This window comes from Actinoplanes sp. NPDC000266 (genome assembly GCF_042899005.1).
Lineage (GTDB): Bacteria > Actinomycetota > Actinomycetes > Mycobacteriales > Micromonosporaceae > Actinoplanes.
This window is the reverse complement of record NZ_JBIAZI010000016.1, coordinates 57237-76074: the sequence shown is the minus strand read 5'-3', so window position 1 is coordinate 76074 and position 18838 is coordinate 57237. Positions and strand designations below refer to the sequence as shown.

16 protein-coding genes are annotated in these 18838 nt (G+C 71.5%); 9 read left to right on the top strand and 7 right to left on the bottom strand.

Annotated elements, in window-relative coordinates; all coding sequences use genetic code 11:
- Positions 1–186: 186 nt before the first annotated feature.
- From ACFY36_RS45350 to ACFY36_RS45340, 3 genes are read left to right on the top strand one after another with little or no spacing between them, the layout of a single operon-like run.
- Positions 187–822, top strand: coding sequence for a hypothetical protein (locus tag ACFY36_RS45350; protein ID WP_499752135.1), 636 nt, complete (start codon positions 187–189; stop codon positions 820–822).
- A 12-nt stretch (positions 823–834) separates the two neighbouring features.
- A complete protein-coding gene (locus tag ACFY36_RS45345) occupies positions 835–1632 on the top strand; it encodes a hypothetical protein (RefSeq protein ID WP_499752134.1) in 798 nt (265 codons plus the stop codon).
- 46 nt (positions 1633–1678) lie between these two features.
- Complete coding sequence (locus tag ACFY36_RS45340) at positions 1679–2761, top strand: helix-turn-helix transcriptional regulator (protein WP_499752133.1); 1083 nt, start codon at positions 1679–1681, stop codon at positions 2759–2761.
- Between the two features lie 704 nt (positions 2762–3465).
- Here the strand turns inward: ACFY36_RS45340 and ACFY36_RS45335 are convergent.
- The gene (locus ACFY36_RS45335) at positions 3466–5460 is read right to left on the bottom strand and encodes a M48 family metallopeptidase (RefSeq protein WP_499752132.1); all 1995 of its coding nucleotides are present in this window, start codon (positions 5458–5460) and stop codon (positions 3466–3468) included.
- A 142-nt stretch (positions 5461–5602) separates the two neighbouring features.
- On the opposite strand from ACFY36_RS45335, the gene ACFY36_RS45330 reads away from it, so the two are divergent.
- Positions 5603–6796 (top strand): cytochrome P450, encoded by a 1194-nt coding sequence (locus ACFY36_RS45330; RefSeq protein ID WP_499752131.1) that lies wholly within the window; start codon positions 5603–5605, stop codon positions 6794–6796.
- A gap of 7 nt (positions 6797–6803) precedes the next feature.
- On the opposite strand, the gene ACFY36_RS45325 is transcribed toward ACFY36_RS45330, so the two are convergent.
- On the bottom strand, positions 6804–8273 hold the full coding sequence (locus ACFY36_RS45325; protein WP_499752130.1) for a beta-N-acetylhexosaminidase: 1470 nt from the start codon (positions 8271–8273) through the stop codon (positions 6804–6806).
- A gap of 25 nt (positions 8274–8298) precedes the next feature.
- Here ACFY36_RS45325 and ACFY36_RS45320 point away from each other — a divergent pair, with 25 nt between their 5' ends.
- Entirely contained in the window at positions 8299–8832 is a 534-nt protein-coding gene (locus ACFY36_RS45320) for a GNAT family N-acetyltransferase (protein ID WP_499752129.1), read from the top strand.
- On the opposite strand, the gene ACFY36_RS45315 is transcribed toward ACFY36_RS45320, so the two are convergent.
- The 4 genes from ACFY36_RS45315 to ACFY36_RS45300 all read right to left on the bottom strand — a co-directional run bounded on the left by ACFY36_RS45315 (position 8833) and on the right by ACFY36_RS45300 (position 12034).
- Positions 8833–9588: an SGNH/GDSL hydrolase family protein gene (locus ACFY36_RS45315; RefSeq protein WP_499752128.1), complete on the bottom strand. Its 756-nt coding sequence runs from the start codon at positions 9586–9588 to the stop codon at positions 8833–8835.
- 27 nt (positions 9589–9615) lie between these two features.
- On the bottom strand, positions 9616–10110 hold the full coding sequence (locus ACFY36_RS45310; protein WP_499752127.1) for an NUDIX hydrolase: 495 nt from the start codon (positions 10108–10110) through the stop codon (positions 9616–9618).
- 19 nt (positions 10111–10129) lie between these two features.
- A complete protein-coding gene (locus tag ACFY36_RS45305; RefSeq protein WP_499752126.1) occupies positions 10130–10960 on the bottom strand; it encodes an LLM class flavin-dependent oxidoreductase in 831 nt (276 codons plus the stop codon).
- An 87-nt stretch (positions 10961–11047) separates the two neighbouring features.
- Positions 11048–12034 (bottom strand): helix-turn-helix transcriptional regulator, encoded by a 987-nt coding sequence (locus ACFY36_RS45300; RefSeq protein ID WP_499752125.1) that lies wholly within the window; start codon positions 12032–12034, stop codon positions 11048–11050.
- Between the two features lie 62 nt (positions 12035–12096).
- On the opposite strand from ACFY36_RS45300, the gene ACFY36_RS45295 reads away from it, so the two are divergent.
- The 4 genes from ACFY36_RS45295 (at position 12097) to ACFY36_RS45280 (ending at position 17601) form a co-directional block, all read left to right on the top strand.
- Positions 12097–13050 carry an ABC transporter ATP-binding protein gene (locus ACFY36_RS45295; protein ID WP_499752124.1) on the top strand — a complete coding sequence of 318 codons (954 nt, stop codon included), beginning with the start codon at positions 12097–12099 and terminating at the stop codon, positions 13048–13050.
- Between the two features lie 3 nt (positions 13051–13053).
- The gene (locus ACFY36_RS45290) at positions 13054–13797 is read left to right on the top strand and encodes an ABC transporter permease (protein WP_499752123.1); all 744 of its coding nucleotides are present in this window, start codon (positions 13054–13056) and stop codon (positions 13795–13797) included.
- A 9-nt stretch (positions 13798–13806) separates the two neighbouring features.
- On the top strand, positions 13807–14895 hold the full coding sequence (locus ACFY36_RS45285) for a magnesium and cobalt transport protein CorA (RefSeq protein WP_499752122.1): 1089 nt from the start codon (positions 13807–13809) through the stop codon (positions 14893–14895).
- Between the two features lie 123 nt (positions 14896–15018).
- Positions 15019–17601 carry a lipopolysaccharide biosynthesis protein gene (locus ACFY36_RS45280; protein ID WP_499752121.1) on the top strand — a complete coding sequence of 861 codons (2583 nt, stop codon included), beginning with the start codon at positions 15019–15021 and terminating at the stop codon, positions 17599–17601.
- 322 nt (positions 17602–17923) lie between these two features.
- Here ACFY36_RS45280 and ACFY36_RS45275 read toward each other — a convergent pair whose 3' ends face one another.
- Positions 17924–18730, bottom strand: a complete 807-nt coding sequence (locus ACFY36_RS45275; RefSeq protein ID WP_499752120.1) for a hypothetical protein — start codon at positions 18728–18730, stop codon at positions 17924–17926.
- Positions 18731–18838 lie beyond the last annotated feature (108 nt).

Genomic DNA, 18838 nt, shown 5'->3' with positions numbered 1-18838 from the left:
CTCGGCAGAATACGTAACTCTTTCTACGGGAGCCACCTCCCCGGCGTACGGAAATGAGGGTCTTAGGTCCTGTTTGTCCTGGGGTTTCGGCGAGTCGTTGTTACGACAGCGCACCTTCGTGGAGCAGATGCGATTGACGACACACCATGGGTGGGCATATCGGGGAGGACGAAGGAGGAGGCCCCGATGTCCCCCACACTCACGATCATCCTGATCGTCGTCGTCCTGGTCGTGATCGCCGCCGTCATCTACGGCGTCCAGGTCGGACGGCGCAAGAAGCTGCAGAGCACGTTCGGACCCGAGTACGACCGGGTGGTGGCCGACACCGGCAGCCGCACGGAAGCCGAGAAAGAGCTGCGTGAGCGCGAGAAGCGGCACGCGTCGTTCGAGCTGAAGCCGCTGTCGCCCGAGGCGCAGGCGAAATATTCGGCGGCCTGGGAAGAGGTCCAGATCCAGTTCGTCGACAACCCCACGCAGGCCGTGACCACCGCCGACGAGCTGGTCACCCGGCTCATCGCCGAGCGCGGATATCCCACCGGACAGTACGACGAGCGGCTCGCCGACCTGTCGGTGGAGCACGCCAGCACGCTCGGCCACTACCGCGACGCTCACGAGATCAGCCAGCGGAACACCGACGGCGAGGCCGGCACCGAGGACCTGCGGCAGGCACTGGTCCACTACCGGGCGCTGTTCGCCGATCTGCTCGGCACGGACCCGGTTGCTGGTACTACTGACACCAACACCGTCCGCAATGGAGAGACCACGCCGGCGCCCACCCCTCGGGAGGCCGACGACCACCCCGCCCGCGACACCAGCCGCTAGGAGCCCACCGACATGAAGTTCTTCTCCAACGAGAAAGAGAACGAGGCGGAGTACGCGCACGACGACCCCGAGCGCACGCAGCACGTGGCGTCCGAGCCGGTGACCGTGCCGCCGCAGCGGGCCGGGTCGCCGTGGAGCGACCGGCCGGGCGACGCGCCGGCCGCGACCCCGGTCGACCTCGACGACGAGCGCGAGCGCCGCGACAGCGGCACGACGTACGGCTCCGATGAAGCGGCGACCACCGAGCGGATCGACACCAACCAGGCCGCCGCGATCCGGGACGACGGTGGCTTCGACAGCCCGACCGCCGTGGAGCCGGAGACCGGCAAGCCGCTGGACGCCGACCCGGCCTCAGAGGTCGACCTGCCCCTGGACTCGGACTCGGACTCGGACCGCAGGGCCTCGGACGACAGGGCTGCGGACCGCGACGACTCCCGCCCGGCGGACGCCGTCAAGGACGACGGGACCTTCGACAGCCCGACCGCCGTCGAGCCCGAGTCGGGCGAGCCCCTGGACGCCGCGCCGGCGGCCGCGGCGGCTCCGGCCGCGTCGCAGCCCTCCGCGGATCGCCTGCTGCCGGACGGTGACGCCTTCACCGAGCGCTTCCGCGACATCCAGCTGCGCTTCGTGGACGACCCCAAGGACGCCACGGCCGAGGCGTCGCGCCTGGTCGAGGAGGTCGTCGACAAGCTGACCAGCACGCTGAAGTCGCAGCGGGACGCCCTGGGCGGCAACGCCGACGACACCGAGAAGCTGCGCGTCGAGCTGCGCGGATATCGCGACATCCTCAACCGGCTGCTGTCCCTCTGAGGCTTACGGGGGTCCTCGCGGGCCCCCGTAACGCTATTTTTGCGGCATGCGCGCCGGCCGCCTCGTCTCCCTGCTTCTGCTGCTGCAGACGCGCGGCCGGATGACGGCCCAGGACCTGGCGGACGAGCTGGAGGTCTCGGTCCGCACGGTCTACCGCGACGTGGAGTCGCTGAGCGCGTCCGGCGTTCCGATCTACGCGGACCGGGGCCCGGCCGGTGGCTATCAACTGCTGGACGGATACCGCACGCGGCTGACCGGCCTCACCTCGGACGAGGCGGGAACGCTGTTCCTGGCCGGCGTCCCCGGCCCCGCCGCCGAGCTGGGCCTGGGTTCGGTCCTGGCGGCGGCCGAGCTGAAGCTCCGGGCGTCGTTGCCGGGCGAGCTGGCCGACCGGGCCGACCGGGTGCGGGAACGTTTCCACCTGGACGCGCCGGGCTGGTTCCGGGCCGACGAGCCCACGCCCTTTCTTTCCACGGTGGCCGAGGCGGTCTGGGGTGGCCACGTCCTCCAGATCCGCTATCGCCGCTGGAAGGCCCCGCGCGAGGTGGACCGCACCCTGCATCCGCTGGGCGTGGTCCTGAAGGCGGGCCGGTGGTATCTGGTGGCGGCTTCCGCGGACCGGACCACCGCGTACAGGGTGTCGAACATCCTGGCGGCCGAGGTGCTCGATGAGCCCGCCTCGCGCCCGGAGGGTTTCGACCTGGCGAAGTACTGGGCGGAGTGGACCGAGCGGTACGAGGGCAGCGTCTACACCGCGGTCGCGACCGTGCGGATGACCACCGAGGCCCTCGACCGGATGGCGTTCGTGTTCCCGCCGGAGATGTCGCGAAGTGCCCGGGCCGAGGCCGGCCCGCCCGACGAGAACGGCTGGCTGATCACCCAGGTCCCGATCGAGTCGATCAAGCACGGCCACATCGAGCTGCTCAAACTCGGCGCGGACGCCGAGGTCCTGGACCCACCGGAGTTGAGAGCCCGCTTCACCGAGACCACCCGCGGCCTGCTGGCCACCTACCTGCCCGAGGCCACGCTGTCGGCGCGGTCACCCTTGCCGGCGCCGTCCCAACCCGTGCCACCGCCGTCGCCGTTGCCGCCGTTGCCGCCGTCGTCGGCGTCGTCCTCGCCGGGGTAGGGCGGCCACGACGGGTCGTCGGTGTCGTCCTCGATCGGCGGGGTCGTCTCGTCGGTGGGCGGGGTGTCGGTGGGCTCGGTCTCGGCCGGGGTGGTGGCCTCGACCGGCGGCGTGGCCGGGGCGTCGGTGGTGGCGGTGGGCGAGGCGGACTCGCTCGGCGTGGTGATCGTCGGCGAAGGCTCGGGCGACGTGGTGGTGGCGGTCGGCGTGGGCTCGGCCGCCGGTGATGTGTTCAGCGGCAGGACGTTGCCCTGCGGCGCGGTGTCCACAGGGGAGCTGTCGCTGGTCTCCTCGCCCGCCCCGGTGCCGCCGACGAGCTGGTCGTTCGTCACCTTCCGCTGTTCGGTGACCACGGCGGGCGGCTGTCCGGGCCTGGTCGGCATGCCGCCGAGCTGGACACCCATCCAGAGGGCCGGACCGAGCCCGACCGCGATGATCGCTCCGAAGAGCGCCAACGGTCCCCGCTCCATGATCTGGCCTCCCCCGCCGTCAAAGGGATCGTCCGCCTAACCCCGGCATCTCATCTACCCATTTACGAAACCGGTAAGCGAACAGCCCGCGAAGGTCATTGTGACCCGAAGTTACGGGCGGATCACTCATCCGTCGCGAATGAGACGCTCGTGCCCGTTACCACGCACCGCAAGGGTGGAACAGTTCACTGTGGGTCATGCCGTTCTCCACGAAAGTGCGGCCCGTCACCCTTTTCAGCGAGTACGCGTGAGGAACGACACCGCCTCGTCGAGCGCGGCCCACCCACCGGGCAGTTCCTCCGAGTCGAGCGCCGTCCGCACACTGAGACGGCCCCCGTGCCGCAGCCCGATCTCCCACGCCCGCCGCCCGTTCCGAACGGCCGCCGCCGAGGCGACATCGGCGAACGGCACGAACCGGATCGCCGAGCTCAGATCCTCCGCGATCAGCGTCCCGACGGAACCCGCACTCCCTTCCGCAGAAGCATCCGCCGCGACGGCGCCGGCCGGGGAAGGATCGGCCGGGGAAGGAACGGCCGGGGATGTGGCTGCCGCGGGTGAGCCGTCGGTCAGCACGCCGTCGGAGGCCAGGCGGGTCAGACGGCGCTTGGCCTCGGCGTGGCGGGACCGTGGGAGGCCGGGGACCAGGACCAGGCCGGTCTCGACGACCAGGAGGTCGGTGCGGGCGCCGTCGACCAGGACGTTCACCACACCGCCGAGGACCGGGACCCTGGTGGCGGGACGGGCGTTGCCGCCGTCGCCGGCGGACAGGTCGATGCCGAGGGCGGCCAGCCACTGACGGGCCTCGCCGACCGTGGCCGGGTCGCCGGCCAGCGCGGCCGGGCCGTGCAGGTCGAGGTGGGATCCGTCGGCCGCCACCAGCTCGGCCGTGCCCGTCCAGCTGTGACGCCAGCGGGCGGCGCCGCCATGCAGGGCGGCCAGCGCCAGCAACAGGGTGATCAGCTCGGTGACCCGCCCGGCGATCTCCTCACCGGCGGGTGGGGTGTCGGGTGAGGGGTCGGCGGAGGGGAGCTCGCCCAGGATGGCCTCGGCGAGCTGGGGCAAGCGGCCCTCGGCGGACAGGCGCAGGACGGCGTCGGCGTCGGGGACGGGGGCGCCGGCGGCGTGGGACAGGGCTCGCAGCGAGGCGTCGGCCTCGCGTTCCATCTCGGCGGTGCGGGCCGCGCCGAAGAACTCGTCCCAGGTCACGACCGTGCGGCCGGCGGGTGGGAAGGACACGGCCTGCAGGGCCCGGGCCAGGCCGGGCAGGTCGGGGATCAGGGCACCGGCCGGTGGGGACTCGGGCTCGGGGCCCTCGGGGGTGATGGCGGACAGGGCGGCCAGGCGCTCGGCGGTCGGCGGGTGGGCGTCCCACTCGCCGGGCTGCTCGGGGCCCCGGGCGCGCAGGACCGCCGCCTCCTCGGCCCGCGCGGCCAGGACGCGCAGGAAGCCGCCGAACACGTCGTCGGGGACCAGGCCCATCTGCCAGCCGGGGCTCAGGTATTCGACGTGGAACAGCTGCTGCATGCCCTCGAGGACCGGGCCGTCGCGCAGCACGGCGGCCGCCGCGCGCGGGCCGGCGAACTCGGCCGCCACCCGGTCGGCGGCCAGCTCATGCTCGCGGGCGCGGGGGTCGTCGACGGCGCGGAACCAGCGGGCCCACAGCCGCAGCACCGGGCCGGCCGGGTTGCGGGCCGGAATGCGCGGGATCACCCGGGACAGGGCCGTGCGGCCCCGGCGGGCCATCGGGGCGAAGCGGCCGCCCAGTTTCGGCGAGCCGTGCGCCAGCTCGTGGGCGACCACCGCGCGCAGCCGGGCCTCGTCCCAGGCCTGGAGCAGCGGGAGTCCGAGGTAGAGCTCGCGCGGCCCGCCGGCCAGGCCGCCGAAGCGTGGATGCTCGGCCAGGGTGGCGGTGGCCGGCGCGACCACGGTCACGCCGTCGGGCGGCGCCACGGCCGAGACGGCCGCCGCCTCGTCGAGCATCGCCCACAGCGCGGGGGCGTGCGCCCTGGTCACCGGCACTCCGGCCGGCGTGGGGCGGCGCAGACGCAGGGCACGAATCGTGGCATAACACAGCAGACCGGCGGTGGCGATGGCGAGCGGCACCGCGACCTGCACGGCCACCGTTCCGGGCAGCAGGTCGAGCACCACCAGCACGAACACCAGCGCCGCGACGACCTGGAGCCACGCGGCCGCCAGGAAGCCGACCAGCATGGCGGCGGACCGGCCCACCTCTCACCTCCGAGCTCGTTCGGGCTCCCAGACTAGGGCGGGGGTATGACGGAAACCCCAGACGCGGAGTCCGGCAGGAGGAAAAATAAGGAAGATTTTCGCCGGCGGTTTCGCGCCGTCACGAGAGGGGACACGGACCGCCATGGCTCATCCCGATCAGACCCTCGCCTTCGCGGCCAAGGGATACGCCTGGCTCCCCGATCTGCGGCGGCGCCGGCACGGCCGCCCGGTCGAGACGCGGATCGGCGGGCAGCGGGCGGTGGCGATCAGCGGCCCCGACGCGGCCCGTTTCTTCTACGGCGAGGCGAGTCTGGAACGCCACGACGCGCTTCCGCCCACCGTCGTCGCCACCCTGTTCGGCCCGGGCGTGCACACGCTCGACGGCGAGGCCCACCGGGCGCGCAAGGCCCTGTTCGTCGCCCTGCTCATGGACGCCGACGGCATCGACACGCTGGCCAAGCTGACCGGTGAGGTCTTCGACGAGGCGGTGGCCGCCCGGCGCGGGACGGGCGAATTCTCGATCTTCGACGAGTCGGCCTCGGTGCTTGCGGAGGCGGTCGCGCGCTGGACCGGCGTACCCCGGGAAGACCGTGACGCCCGGGACCTCGTCGCCATGGTCGATGGTTTCGCCTCGGCCGGTCCGCGCTTCGCGCGGGCCTTGGCGGCCCGGCGGCGGCAAGAGCGCCGTTTCTCTCAGATCATTGATTCCGTACGTCGTGACGACCCCACCTCGGAGCCGATATCGGTGGTCGCGCACCATCTGGAGGACGGGTACCTGCTCGATGCGCGGACCGCGGCGGTCGAGCTGATCAACATCATCCGGCCCACCACGGCGGTGGCGTGGTTCGTCGCCTTCGCCACGCACGCGCTCGACCGCTGGCCGGGCACCCGGGCCCGGCTGCGCGCCGGCGACGACGACTACACCAAGGCCTTCGTGCACGAGGTACGCCGGTTCTATCCGTTCGCGCCGTTCCTCGGCGCCCGGGCCACGCGCGACATGGTGTTCCAGCGGGCCGAGATCCCGAAGGGCGCGCTGGTGCTGCTCGACGTCTACGGTCAGCACCACGATCCGCGGGTCTGGCCCGAGCCGTACGAGTTCCGGCCCGAAAGGTTCCTCGGCCGTCCGGTCGGCGAGTTCGAGCTGATCCCGCAGGGCGGCGGCGACCCGCGGACGGGCCACCGCTGCCCCGGCGAGAAGATCACGATCGCGCTGCTGGGCACCCTGGTGCAGCGACTGGCCAAACTGGACTACTACCTGCCTCCGCAGAACGCGAAGATCGACCTGAGCCGCGTCCCGGCGCGGCCCGCCAGCGGGCCGCGCATCGTGATCCCCTAGATCGGGCTCAGATCCAGTCGATCTCGGCCGACCGGTGGAAGTTCACGCCCTGCGCCTCCCAGCGCGGGGCGAAGGCGGCCAGGCGGCGGCGCAGCGACTGCCAGTCGCGGGCGGCCCTCGGCGTCCAGCCGATCTCGGCGATCGCGGGCAGTCGCGGGAAGGCCATGAACTGCACGTCGGACAGGCTGCGCAGGGTCTCCGACCACAGCGGGGCCTCGACGCCGAGCAGCGATTCCTCGGGCACGCCGGGCAGCCGGTCGGCCGGGTCCCAGTCGTACGACCGCTCGACGCTGACCAGCCCGGCCCAGTCGAGGCCGAGCGGGCTCGACTCGTCGTACTTCATGTCGAGATAGCTGCGGTCGGCCGGCGACATGATCACCTGGTGGCCGGCCGCGGCCGCGCGGGCGACGCCGTCGTCGGCCGGCTCGATCCGCCAGTACTGCGGGATCGCGGTGGCGGGCAGATCGACCGCGGCCATCTCGTGCCAGCCGATGGCGCGCTTGCCGTACTTGCCGGCCAGCGGCAGCACCCGGGACATGAAGGTGCGGTAGTCCTCGGCCGTGGTGGAGAACGCCTCGTCGCCGCCGATGTGCAGGTACGGGCCGGGGGTGAGGTCGGCGACCGTACGGATGACGTCCTCGACGAACGTGTAGGTGATCTCCTTGCCGATGGGCAGGGAGCTGTAGCCGACCTCGGCGTCGACCCGCTGCCCGACGGGCTCGCCGTCGGCGGTCAGCTCGGGATAGGCCAGCTGTACGGCGTTGACGTGGCCGGGCAGGTCGATCTCGGGCACGATCGTGACGAACCGCGTCGCGGCGTAGGCGACCAGCTCCTCGTACTCCCGTGCCGTCAGGAAGCCGGGCCCGGCGCCGTCGACGCCGGTGCCCTCGCCGCCGCTGACCTCGGTGAGCAGCGGCCAGCCGGCGATCTCGAGGCGCCAGCCCTGGTCGTCGGTGAGGTGCAGATGCAGGTGATTGATCTTGAACTGCGCGATGGTGTCGATGTAGGACCGCAGGTCGGCCGGCGCGTAGAAGTGCCGGGCGAGGTCGAGCATCGTGCTCCGGTACGAGAAGCGGGGCTCGTCCTCGATGCGGCCGCCCGGCATCTCCACCGAACCGGCCCCGGTCTCGGCGGGCAGCAACTGGCGGAACGTCTGGAGGCCGGCGAACAGGCCCTGCGCGGTGGGCGCCCGCAGCGTGACGCCGCCGGCCGTGACATCGAGGCGGTAGTGCTCGGGCGACTTGGCGGCGTCCTCCTGAAGGACCAGGTGGATCGGGGCGGCGCCGCTCACCCGGGGCACGGCGAATCCGGTGGCCTGCCGCAGGAGCCCGGCCAGCTCGTCGGCGACGGCCGTGGCCTCGCCGTCGGCGCCGACGGACACGTCCGGCGCGATCCGGAAGCCGGCCGACGGGTCGGGCCGCACCGACGCGGGCAGGGGAATGACGTCGCCGAGTTGTCTCATCATGGGAGCGCGCACGCGAGAAACTCTAAACTGTCTTTCCATGTCGATCACGACCCGTAGGGCCGAGCCTCAGGACGCCGAACTGCTGCACGACCTGGCCGACCGGACATTCAAGCTCGCCTGTCCGCCCGGCACCGAGCCGGAGGACATCGCGGCCTTCGTCGCCACCCACCTGTCGGCCGGCAGCTTCCGGCGCTATCTGGCCGACCCGGACCGGATCGTCCTGCTGGTGACCTCGGACGACGTGCCGGTCGGCTACTCGATGCTGGTGGCCGGCCCGATCGAGAACGAGGACGTCGCGGCCGTGGTCGACGAGAAGGTCAGCATCGAGTTGTCGAAGTTCTACCTGCTCTCCGAGCGCCACGGCTCGGGCGCGGCAGGCGAACTGATGGCCGCGACGCTGGCCGAGGCCGCGGCCACCGGCGCCGAGTACTGCTGGCTCGGCGTCAACCAGCAGAACCAGCGGGCCGCGAAGTTCTACGCCAAGCACGGCTTCGACGTGATCGGCGTCAAGCGGTTCCTGGTCGGCGCCGAATGGCACGACGACTACATCCGGCGCCGCCCGCTGCCCTGATCAAGCGGGCTGGATGTCGGTCCACTCGACGTACTTGCCGGTGCGGTTGTCGCCGGACGACTGGCCGCGCAGGCGGCGGTTGATCCAGGGCAGGACGTGCTCGCGGTAGTAGCGCGCCTCGGCCAGGACGCCGCCGCGCGCGGCCGGCCCGGGGTCGATCACGTGGGCCTCGGCCGGGTGACCCAGCGCGGCCAGGACCAGGCTGGCGACGCGCCGGTGGCCGTTGGCGTTGAGGTGCAGGCGGTCGGCCGACCAATATCCGGCGCGGCGGATCTCCCGGTCGTGGAAGACGTCGACGAAGGTGATGTCGTAGCGGTCGATGAACGTCGCCACCGCGTTGGTGAGCTGCTCGCCGCGGCGCCGCATCGCCGACCCGAACGGCAGCCGGTCGGACGGGTCGGCCCCGCTGAGCAGCACGACGGCGACGCCGGCCTCCAGACAACGCTGAATGGCCCGCTCGGTCATCGCGGCCAGCTGGAGCATGTCGCCGCCGGGACGCATCATGTCGTTGCCGCCGCCGTTGAGCGACAACAACGTGGGCGGCGGCGACAGGGCCAGCGCGGCGTCGAGCTGCTCGGTCACGATCGGCTCGAGCAGGCGCCCGCGGATGGCGAAGTTGGCGTACTGCACCGGCTTGCCCTCGGCGGCGGCCAGCCCGGAGGCGACCAGGTCGGCCCAGCCCCGCTCGGTCCCGTCCGGCAGCCCGTCCCCGAGCCCCTCGGTAAAGCTGTCACCGATAGCCACGTACCGCGTCACGCCGCGCCTCCCTTGATCACTCTGAGGCTAGACGACCCCCCGGGCGCCGGCGGGAGCGACGTACGACGTCGCCGTGCCGGGTTGCAGGGCCAGCTCGAGGACGCGATGGGCCTGCTCGCCGAGCGGCGGCAGCTCGTCCAGCGCGAACCACCCGACCGACAGCGACTCGTCGTCGTTGACCCGCGCCTCGCCGCCGACGGCCCGGCAGCGGAAGGCGATGTCGACGTATTCGCAGACGTCGCCGTTCGGGTAAGTGTGCGGCGGCTGGGTCAGCACGCTGGTCATGCGCTCGACCACGACATGGACGGCCGCCTCCTCGTAGACCTCGCGCACCGCGGTCTCGGCCGGCTGCTCGCCCGGGTCGAGGACGCCGCCGATCAGCGCCCAGCGCCCGTTGTCGCTGCGCTCGGTCAGCAGCACCCGGCCGCGGTCGTCGAAGACCACGGCGGTGACGCCGGGCAGCAGGAGAAGCCGCTGCCCGATGTCGTCGCGGAGGCTCTGGACGTACGGTGAAATCGGCATATCGGACAAGATAGGCCAATCAGCCGACCAGGGGGCGCACCTCCTCGGCGACCCAGCGGACATAAGCGACAGGGTCGTCCTCGTCGAGCGGCTGGAGGATGACCTGGGTGGCGCCGGCCGCCGCGAACGACTCCACGCCCTCGGCGATCTCGGCCGAGCTGCCCGAGAGACCGGCGAAGGCGTGACCGTATTTCTCGCGCGCGGCGGCCAGCCGGCCGGCCGAGTCGCCGGGCAGCGCCGGCACGAAGACGACGAGGCCGCCCTCGGCGCCGGTGAGCTCGCGCGCCTTGGCCACCTCGGCCGGTGACGTGCCGCCCGCGAGGACCGTCGCGTCGCCGACCTCGCCGGCCAGCGCGAGGGTCTTGGGACCGGTCGCCGCCACATAGAGATCCGGGCGCACAGTCGGGGGCCAGTCGAGACGTACGGCGTCAAGCTGGACATAGCGACCGGAGACCGTGACCTCCTCGCCGTGCAGCAGGGAGCGCAACGCGGACGCGTACTCCCGCAGAAGCGTGAGGGGCGACGCCGCGCGAGCACCCACCTGGCCCATCCAGTCCTGGACGCCGTGGCCGATGCCGGGCAGGACCCGGTCACCGAACATGCGGCTCAGGGTGGCGATCTCCATGGCGGTGGCGGCGACGTTGCGGAACGGGACCGGCATGATGCCGATGCCCACGCGCAGCCGGTCGGTCCAGGCCAGGGCGGCGGCGGAGGCCGAGACGCCACCGCTGAGGAAGCAGTCCTCCCAGAGCCACAGCTCTTCGAGGCCGGCCCGGTCGGCGGCGACGGCCACGTCGCGCAGCGCCTCCGGCGGGTGTTGCGGCAGGTAGATCGCACCAAGCGTCGTCATGAAAAGGATGATGACATTTTCGTCGAAGTTTATATAAGCAGATCCTTATACAGCGCCGGAAAATGTCGGGGGTTCCCGCTAGTTTCTTCACGCGGATCGGCGCCACGGGGGCGCCGATCCGTCCACAATCGAGCCCGCGATCAACGCCTCGCCCGCGCGGCGCAGGTGGTCTCGCAGCTCGGGAGGTGACTCGACAGTGAACGCCGCGCCCAGCACTCCGAGGACCATCACGGGCCACGCCAGATCGTCCACGTTCATGCGCAGACGGCAGCCGCGCGAGAGCTCCTCCACGGTGCCGTAATTCCACACCGTCGTGCGTACCTGCTCGGCCGGTGCCTCGACGACCACCGACACCTCGTAGCGGTTGGGGATGGCCTTCATCCGGGAGTTCAACCACTCCGCCGGGTCGCCGCCCGGGATCTCGCGCGGGCGGAAACGCGCCCCGGTCATCGCGGGCGACGACAGGCGGTCGACCCGGAAGCTGCGCCAGTCCCCCCGCTCGAGGTCCCACGCGATCAGGTACCAGCGACGGCCGCGTGGCACCAGCCGGTGCGGCTCCACGTGGCGTGGCGCCGGGTCGCCGTCGCGAGGGCTGTAGTCGAAGCGCAGCCGCTCCTCGCCCCGGCACGCCATGGCCAGGGTGGTGAGCACCGTCGCGTCCAGTGCCGGGCCGCCCCCGAGCGGGCCGGGCGTGGTCACGGCGCGCAACGCGTCGATGCGCCGGCGCAGCCGCGGCGGCAGGAGCTGGATCACCTTGGCCAGCGCCCGCACCGACGTCTCCTCGAACCCGGCGACGGCTCCGGCCGCCGCCGTCCGGAGCCCGACCGCGATGGCGACGGCCTCGTCGTCGTCGAGCAGCAGGGGCGGCACCGCCGCGCCCGCCTGCAACTGATAGCCGCCGGCCACGCCCCGCGCGGCGTCGACCGGATAGCCCAGGTCGCGCAGCCGGTCGACGTCGCGGCGCAGGGTCCGGGGGCTGACCTCGAGCCGGTCCGCCAGTTCGGCGCCCGGCCAGTACCGATGCGTCTGCAGCAGCGACAGCAGCCGCAGCATTCGCCCGCTCGTGTTCGCCATGGATCCAGACTCCCCCGAATTGAGGTCAAGAAGTGGCCGCAAACGAACCTAGCGTTGTCAGCATGATTGAGACACGAGGGTTGACCAAGCACTTCAAGGACGTGCACGCCGTCGACGGCATCGATCTCACCGTCCGGGCCGGCGAGCTCGTCGCGCTGCTCGGCCCGAACGGCGCCGGCAAGTCCACCACCCTGCGGATGCTCACCACACTCATCCCGCCGACCGCCGGCACGGCCACGGTGGCCGGCTTCGACGTCGTCCGCCGCCAGCGCGAGGTGCGGCTGCGGATCGGATATATAGGTCAGGGCAACGGCGCCGGGCACAGCCAGCGCGGACGCGACGAGCTGATCAGCCAGGGCCGGGCGTACGGGATGAGCGTGCGCGACGCCCGGGCCCGGGCGGCCGAGCTGATCGAGTCGCTCGGCCTGGCCGAGGTGGCCGACCGGCGGGTCTCCACCCTCTCCGGGGGCCAGCGGCGCCGGCTCGACATCGCGATGGGCCTGATCCACTCCCCCGAGCTGCTCTTCCTCGACGAGCCGTCGACCGGCCTCGACCCGCAGAACCGGGCCAACCTGCAGGAGCACATCCTCGCGCTGCGGGCCCGGCACGAGACCACGATCGTGCTCACCACCCACTATCTGGACGAGGCCGACTCGATGGCCGAGCGGGTCATCGTCATCGACCACGGCCGGATCATCGCGGACGACACCCCGCAGCGGCTCAAGGACGATCACGTCGGCGACCGCATCGTGCTCGGCTTCGACAGTGAAGCCGACGCCGCCGGGGCGGCCGGTGTCCTGCGCGCCGAGCGGACGGGACGGCAGGTGCGCCTCAGTCTTCAGAACGCGCCGCGCCGCGCGCCCGTGATCCTCGACGACCTGCGCACGGCCGGTCATCCGGCCGCCGAGATCGAGGTGACCCGGCCCACCCTCGACGACGTCTTCCTTCAACTGACCGGCCGGAGTCTGCGCGAAGGCGGCGCCGCCGCCGACGACAAAGAGCTTGTGGAGGTCTGAGCCATGACCACGCTGATCGCCGACACGTCGACCGTCTTCAGCCGCGAGCTGCGCCCGCTGCTCCGCGACCCGTTCACGATCATCTTCTCGATGGTGCAGCCGCTGGTCTTCCTGGCGCTGTTCACCCCGCTGCTGCCGGACGACGACGGGACCGCGCTCCAGTGGTTCGTGCCCGGCATCATCGTCATGTCCTGCCTGTTCGCCTGCTCGATGACCGGTTCCAACCTGCTCTTCGAGATTCAGACCGGCTCGCACGAGCGGATGCTGGTCACCCCGCTGCGCCGGCCCGCGCTGCTGATCGGCCGGGCGTTCAAGGAGATCGTCCCGATGTTCGCCCAGGCGGCGCTCATCGTGGTGGTCTGCCTGCCCTTCGGGTTCCGGTTCAGCCTGCCCGGCGCGGTGATCGGGCTGGTGATCCTGGCCGCCTTCTGCGTCGGGCTGGGCGCGTTGTCGTACACCCTGGCCCTGGCCTCCAAGAACCAGGAGTGGCTGTTCTGGACCGTGCAGCAGACGTTGCTCTTCCCGCTGTTGCTGCTGGCCGGGGTGCTGCTGCCGATCGAGGACGGGCCGAGGTGGCTGCGCGTGCTGGCGGCCGGCAACCCGCTCAGTTATGTGGTGGAGGCCGAGCGCTCGCTGTTCAACGGCGACATCTGGGCGACGAGCACGCTCGGCGGTGTGATCGCCGCCGCGGCCGTCGCCGCGATCGGGCTCCTCGTGGGTGTACGAGCCATGCGGCGCTCCGACTAAAGTCGGCGGATGTTCCGATGGCGGCGGCGCGGGGGCAAACCGGTCGCGGAGATTCTTCCGAGGGCGCTGGGGCGGCTCATCGAGGGCCTCAACCCCCGCCCGCAGGTCCCCCAGCAACGCCGGGGCAATCCGGACGCCGTCGTCGACTGCGCCATCTACGCCGCCGGGGCCCGCAAACCGGGCACGGTGCGCTACAGCGACGCCCGGATCCCCCGCGGCGGGTTCCTCTGGCTCGGACTGCACGAGCCCGACCAGGCCACGATGCGCGAGGTCGCCCGGGCGTTCGGCCTGCACGAGCTGGTCGTCGAGCAGACCGTGGAGGGCGGCCACCGGCCGGGCGTCGAGGTGATCGGCGAGGTCACCCGGCTGGTGCTGCGCACCGCGCGCTACGTCGAGCACGACCAGCTGACCGCCACCTCGGAGGTGGTCGACACGGGGGACATCACGCTGCTGATCGGCCCGTCCTTCGTGATCACCGTGCGGCACGGCGCGGCGGGTGCGCTCTGGGGCGTACGCAAAGAGGTCGAAAAGCGTCCCGCCCTGCTCAGGCATGGACCGTGGGCGGTGGCCTACGCCATCGCCGGGCGGATGGTCGACGACTACCTCTCGGTGTCGGCCGACGTCGAACGCGACCTGGAACGGCTCGAGGAGGAGACCTTCGAGGCGCGCCGCTCGGCCGAGGTGGCGCACTTCTACCAGCTCAAGCGCGAGATGGTCGAGCTCAAGCGGGCCGTGCTGCCGTTGACCGAGCCGCTCACGCAGATCACCCCGCCGACCGCCCTCCAGCCGTACTTCGTCGACGTGCGCGGCCGGCTGGCCCGGGCCACGGACCGGATCAACGGCTTCGACAACCTGATCGACTCCGTGCTCCAGGCGCGGCTGACCCAGGTGACGATGGCGCAGAACGACGACATGCGGATGATCGCGGCGTGGGCCGCCATCGCGGCCGTGCCGACCGTCGGCGCCGGGATTTACGGGATGAACTTCGCGGACATGCCCGGAATCGACTCCCGGTACGGCTTCTGGACCACCATCGCGGTCATCGCGCTGGCCTGCGGCGGTCTCTACTGGCGTTTCAAGCGGGCGGGCTGGTTGTAACAAGATCACCCGAAAGGGTCAGTCCTCCACTCCGGACAGTACGGAGAAAACGGACCAGTCACCCCTGGTCGGACTCGCCGGCGGATCACTATCGTCGAAAAGTCGTACTGGTGGGGAGGCTGTGTGACCGCGACACAGGTCATCGCGCCTTCGCCGATGCCGGCGAAGCGCCGCAACGGTGTGCTGACCGCCCTCAAGGGGCACGTCGATCTTTTTCTGAACGCCGGCTCGCTGATCGCCACGACGGCCATCACGTCGCTGCTCGGGTTCGTCTTCTGGTGGGTCGCCGCCCGCGCCGCGTCGCCCGACGCGGTCGGACAGGCCTCGGCCGCGGTGTCCGCCATGACGCTGATCGGCACCATCGGCATGTTCGGCATGGGCACCATGCTGATCTCCGACCTGTCGCAGCTGCGCGGCCCCAAATGGGAGCTGATCTCCACCTGCCTGCTGATCGCGGGCGCCGCGGCCACGGTCGGCGGCATCGCCTACGTCGCGGTCGCCCAGCTCTGGATCCCCGGACTCCAGGAAGCCCTGGGCGGACAGATCGGCACGGTGCTGCTCATCGTCGGCATCGCCGTCAACTCGATCACGCTGGTGCTCGACGAGGCGCTGGTCGGCCTGCTCAAGGGCCCCCTGCAGCTCATGCGCAACGCGTGGTTCGCGGCGATCAAGCTGGTGCTGCTGGCCGGCCTGGCCCTCGCGCCGATCACCCTCACCGGCAACGAGCTGCTGCTCACCTGGGTCGCCGGCATCGTGCTCTCCACCGCCATCCTGGGCGGGGCGCTGCGCCGCCGGCAGATGATCGACTCGCTGCGCCCGCGGCTCTCGCTGCTCAAGGGCCGGGGCCGGGCGACGTTCGACCACAACCTGCTCAACCTGGCCAGCTACCTGCCCCGCGCGGCCATGCCGCTGCTGGTCACGGCGGTACTTTCGGCCTCGGCCAACGCGGCGTTCTACACCGCGTTCATGGTCCTGTCGATGCTCTCGATGATCCCCGGCAACGTCGCGCTGACGCTGTTCGCGGTGGCCAGCGGCGACCGCAAGGCCCTTCAGTCGAAGGTCCGGGTCGGCCTGCTGATCTGTCTCGGCGTCGGCCTGCCGGGCTCCCTGCTGGTCGTGGTCCTGGCCAACCCGATCATGTCGGTCTTCGGCGCGTCGTACGCGGACACGGCCGGCGACGCGCTGCGGCTGCTCGCCCTGACGTACATCCCCTTCGTCTTCCTGCACTTCTTCCTGGCCATCTCCCGGGTGCACAACAGGGTGCGCGGGGCCGGCCTGTTCGCGCTCGTCGCGGGCGCCGCCGAGCTGGGCGCGGCCTGGTACGGCGGCTCGCACGGCGGCCTCACCGACCTCGTGGCCTGGTTCGCCGTCGTCCTGTGGATCGAGGCCGCCTGCGTAGCGCCCACGGTCCTGCGGGTCGTCTTCACGAACGGCCGGCGCCGCGGCGACACCGCCAACACCACGACCATGACGCTGCACGAACGCGCCTGGCTCCCGCTGGAGTACATCCGCACGGTCGGCCCGGTCTACGGCGTGACCGTCGACGGCATGCGCAAGGCGCTGATCGGCCTGCACGCGGCCGACCCCAAGCACCGGGCCGTCTCCAAGCTCGACCGGGTCGGGGCCCGCTGGGAACACATGAACGGCGCCGAGTTCGCCCAGTTCGTGCACCGCGCCGTGCAGGACTCGGGCGACTGGTCGCTCGACATGGACGGCATGACCCGCAAGCTCCAGTCCGAGCCGCGCGGCGTCCACCCGATCCGCATCCTGGTCGGCGCCGGCTACGTCGCGATCAAGGTCTCGCACGCCTACGGCGACGCCGGCCCGGTGAACTCGCTGGTCCACGAACTGGTCCTGGCGGCCAGCCAGGGCCGGGCGGCGGTGATCCCGCCGCTCGAGCGCAACCGGATGGCGCTGCCCAAGGCCTGGTGGAAACAGTTCGGCACCAAGCCGACCCGGTGGAAGGAGGGCATCAGCTTCGCCCGCCCGCCGGAGCCGGAGGAGACCCGGATGCGCAAATGGCAGCCGAACCTGACGGTCCGCACGGCCCGCTCGGCGACGGCGCTGAAAGAGATGCGCAAATGGCGTGACGAGTACGCGCCGGGCGTCACGACGTCGGCCATCACGTTCGCGGCGTTCACGGCGGCGCTCTACAACCTGGGCCTCAAACCGGACACGAGCGGCGCCACGTTCCTCGCCGACGGCCGTCGCTACCTGGACAAGGACGTCCGGATCGACAGCAACTTCTGCATGGGGCCCTACCTTTCACCGGCCGACATGATGGACCCGCTGTCGGTGCACACGACGATCAAGCACGAGCTGGCCACGGGCCGCATCCTGACGATGATGGTGCTGCGCGAAGGCAAGATCGCGCTCGACGGCGCGCCCGGCATGCCCGACCCGTACCCCTCGGAGCTCCCGATCCCGCCCCGCCCGAGACTGACCTTCAGCAACCAGGGCCGCCACGACCTGCTCGGCGACCTGCCGTGGTCGGTCGGCCCGGAGTGGCGGGTCAACCTGAGCGTGCCCACGCTGAACAGCCCCGAGGGCGTCACGCTGACGACGAGCGAGATGAACGGCGTGCTCCACCTGGAGGCCACGTTCCACGGCTCGACCTTCGACCCGAACCTGATCTCGCGAGCCCTGGAGCTGGTCATCACCGACCCGGCCGGCCAGATCATGTCGGTCCGCCAGGTCGCGGCCTAGAAAAAATCACGCCCGGCCGGTCGTCAACCGGTCGGGCGCTGCTATGTCCGGCTTTCCGCCGCGTTACTTGGGCGCTCGATGTCGCCCCGTGTATCGGTCGGGCGCGCAAGCGCCACTATGTCCCGGCGCATGACTTTCGCGCCGCTTGATCAGGCTAGATGATTCAAGAGCTTCACCCAGAGGTACGGAATTTCCGACCAGTTCCGCTTCGCCGGCCTCGGGCCGTCTTTCCTCGCGCTCCCTGCGAGTGCTGCGGCCGGTGTGTGTCCTCGCTCTTCACCAGGGTCGTGCTCCCGGCCTGGAGGCCGGGAGCACGTGCTGGTCAGCGGTCGTGGTGACCGCCGGGGCCGCGGGTGCGCGTGCCGGTGGGGCTCGGCGTGGCGGTCGCCGTCGTGGTGGCGGTGGCGGTCGCCGTCGGGCTGGCGGTCGCGGTCGGGCTCGCGGTCATGGTCGGCGTGGCGGTCGGGCGGCTCGGCCAGCCGTTGTTGTCACCGGGGCGGTCGGGTCGCCCGTTGTTGTCACCGGGGCGGTCGGGTCGCCCATTGTTGTCGCCGGGCCGTCCGTTGTTGTCGCCAGGCCGGTCGGGTCGCCCGTTGTTGTCGCCAGGGCGGCCGTTGTTGTCGCCAGGGCGGCCGTTGTTGTCGCCGGGGCGGCCGTTGTTGTCGCCCGGGCGGTTGGGCCGGTCGTTGCGCAGGACCGGCAGGGTCAGCATGAAGGTGCGGACCTGCGTGCGGGCACGCCGGCCACAGTCGTCGTACGAGATGGTGGTGCGCAGGCGGGCGACGCCGGCCCGGTCGAAGTCGGGGTTGACGTCGAACTCGACATAGTCCGAACGCCCCGGCCGCAGGCTGTCCCCACGCGAGAACGTGGCGAACCGGCTGCGCCCCGGGTAGTCCACGTCGACATCGCGGGCGCTGACCCGAACTTCGGCGTCACAGATCCGCCGGTCGGTCCGCCAGTACACCTTGACCTCAGTGTCAGTGTCCGCCCGAACCGCCCGCAGCCAACTGGTGACCGGCTGCGGCCCCCGCTCAGCAGCGACGGCGGGCGCCGCCACAGTCACGGTGGCCACGCTGACGGCCGCGCCGGCCATCGCCACAAGCGCTCCGATGCGCCGACTCTTGTTCATTACTTCCTCCAGTGACTGGTAAGTGTCAGCCTCAGGTACTAACCGACAAACCGGACAATATGGCCACCGGAGCCCCCCGCGCCGCCTTTCATCCGCGTTTCGGCCCAA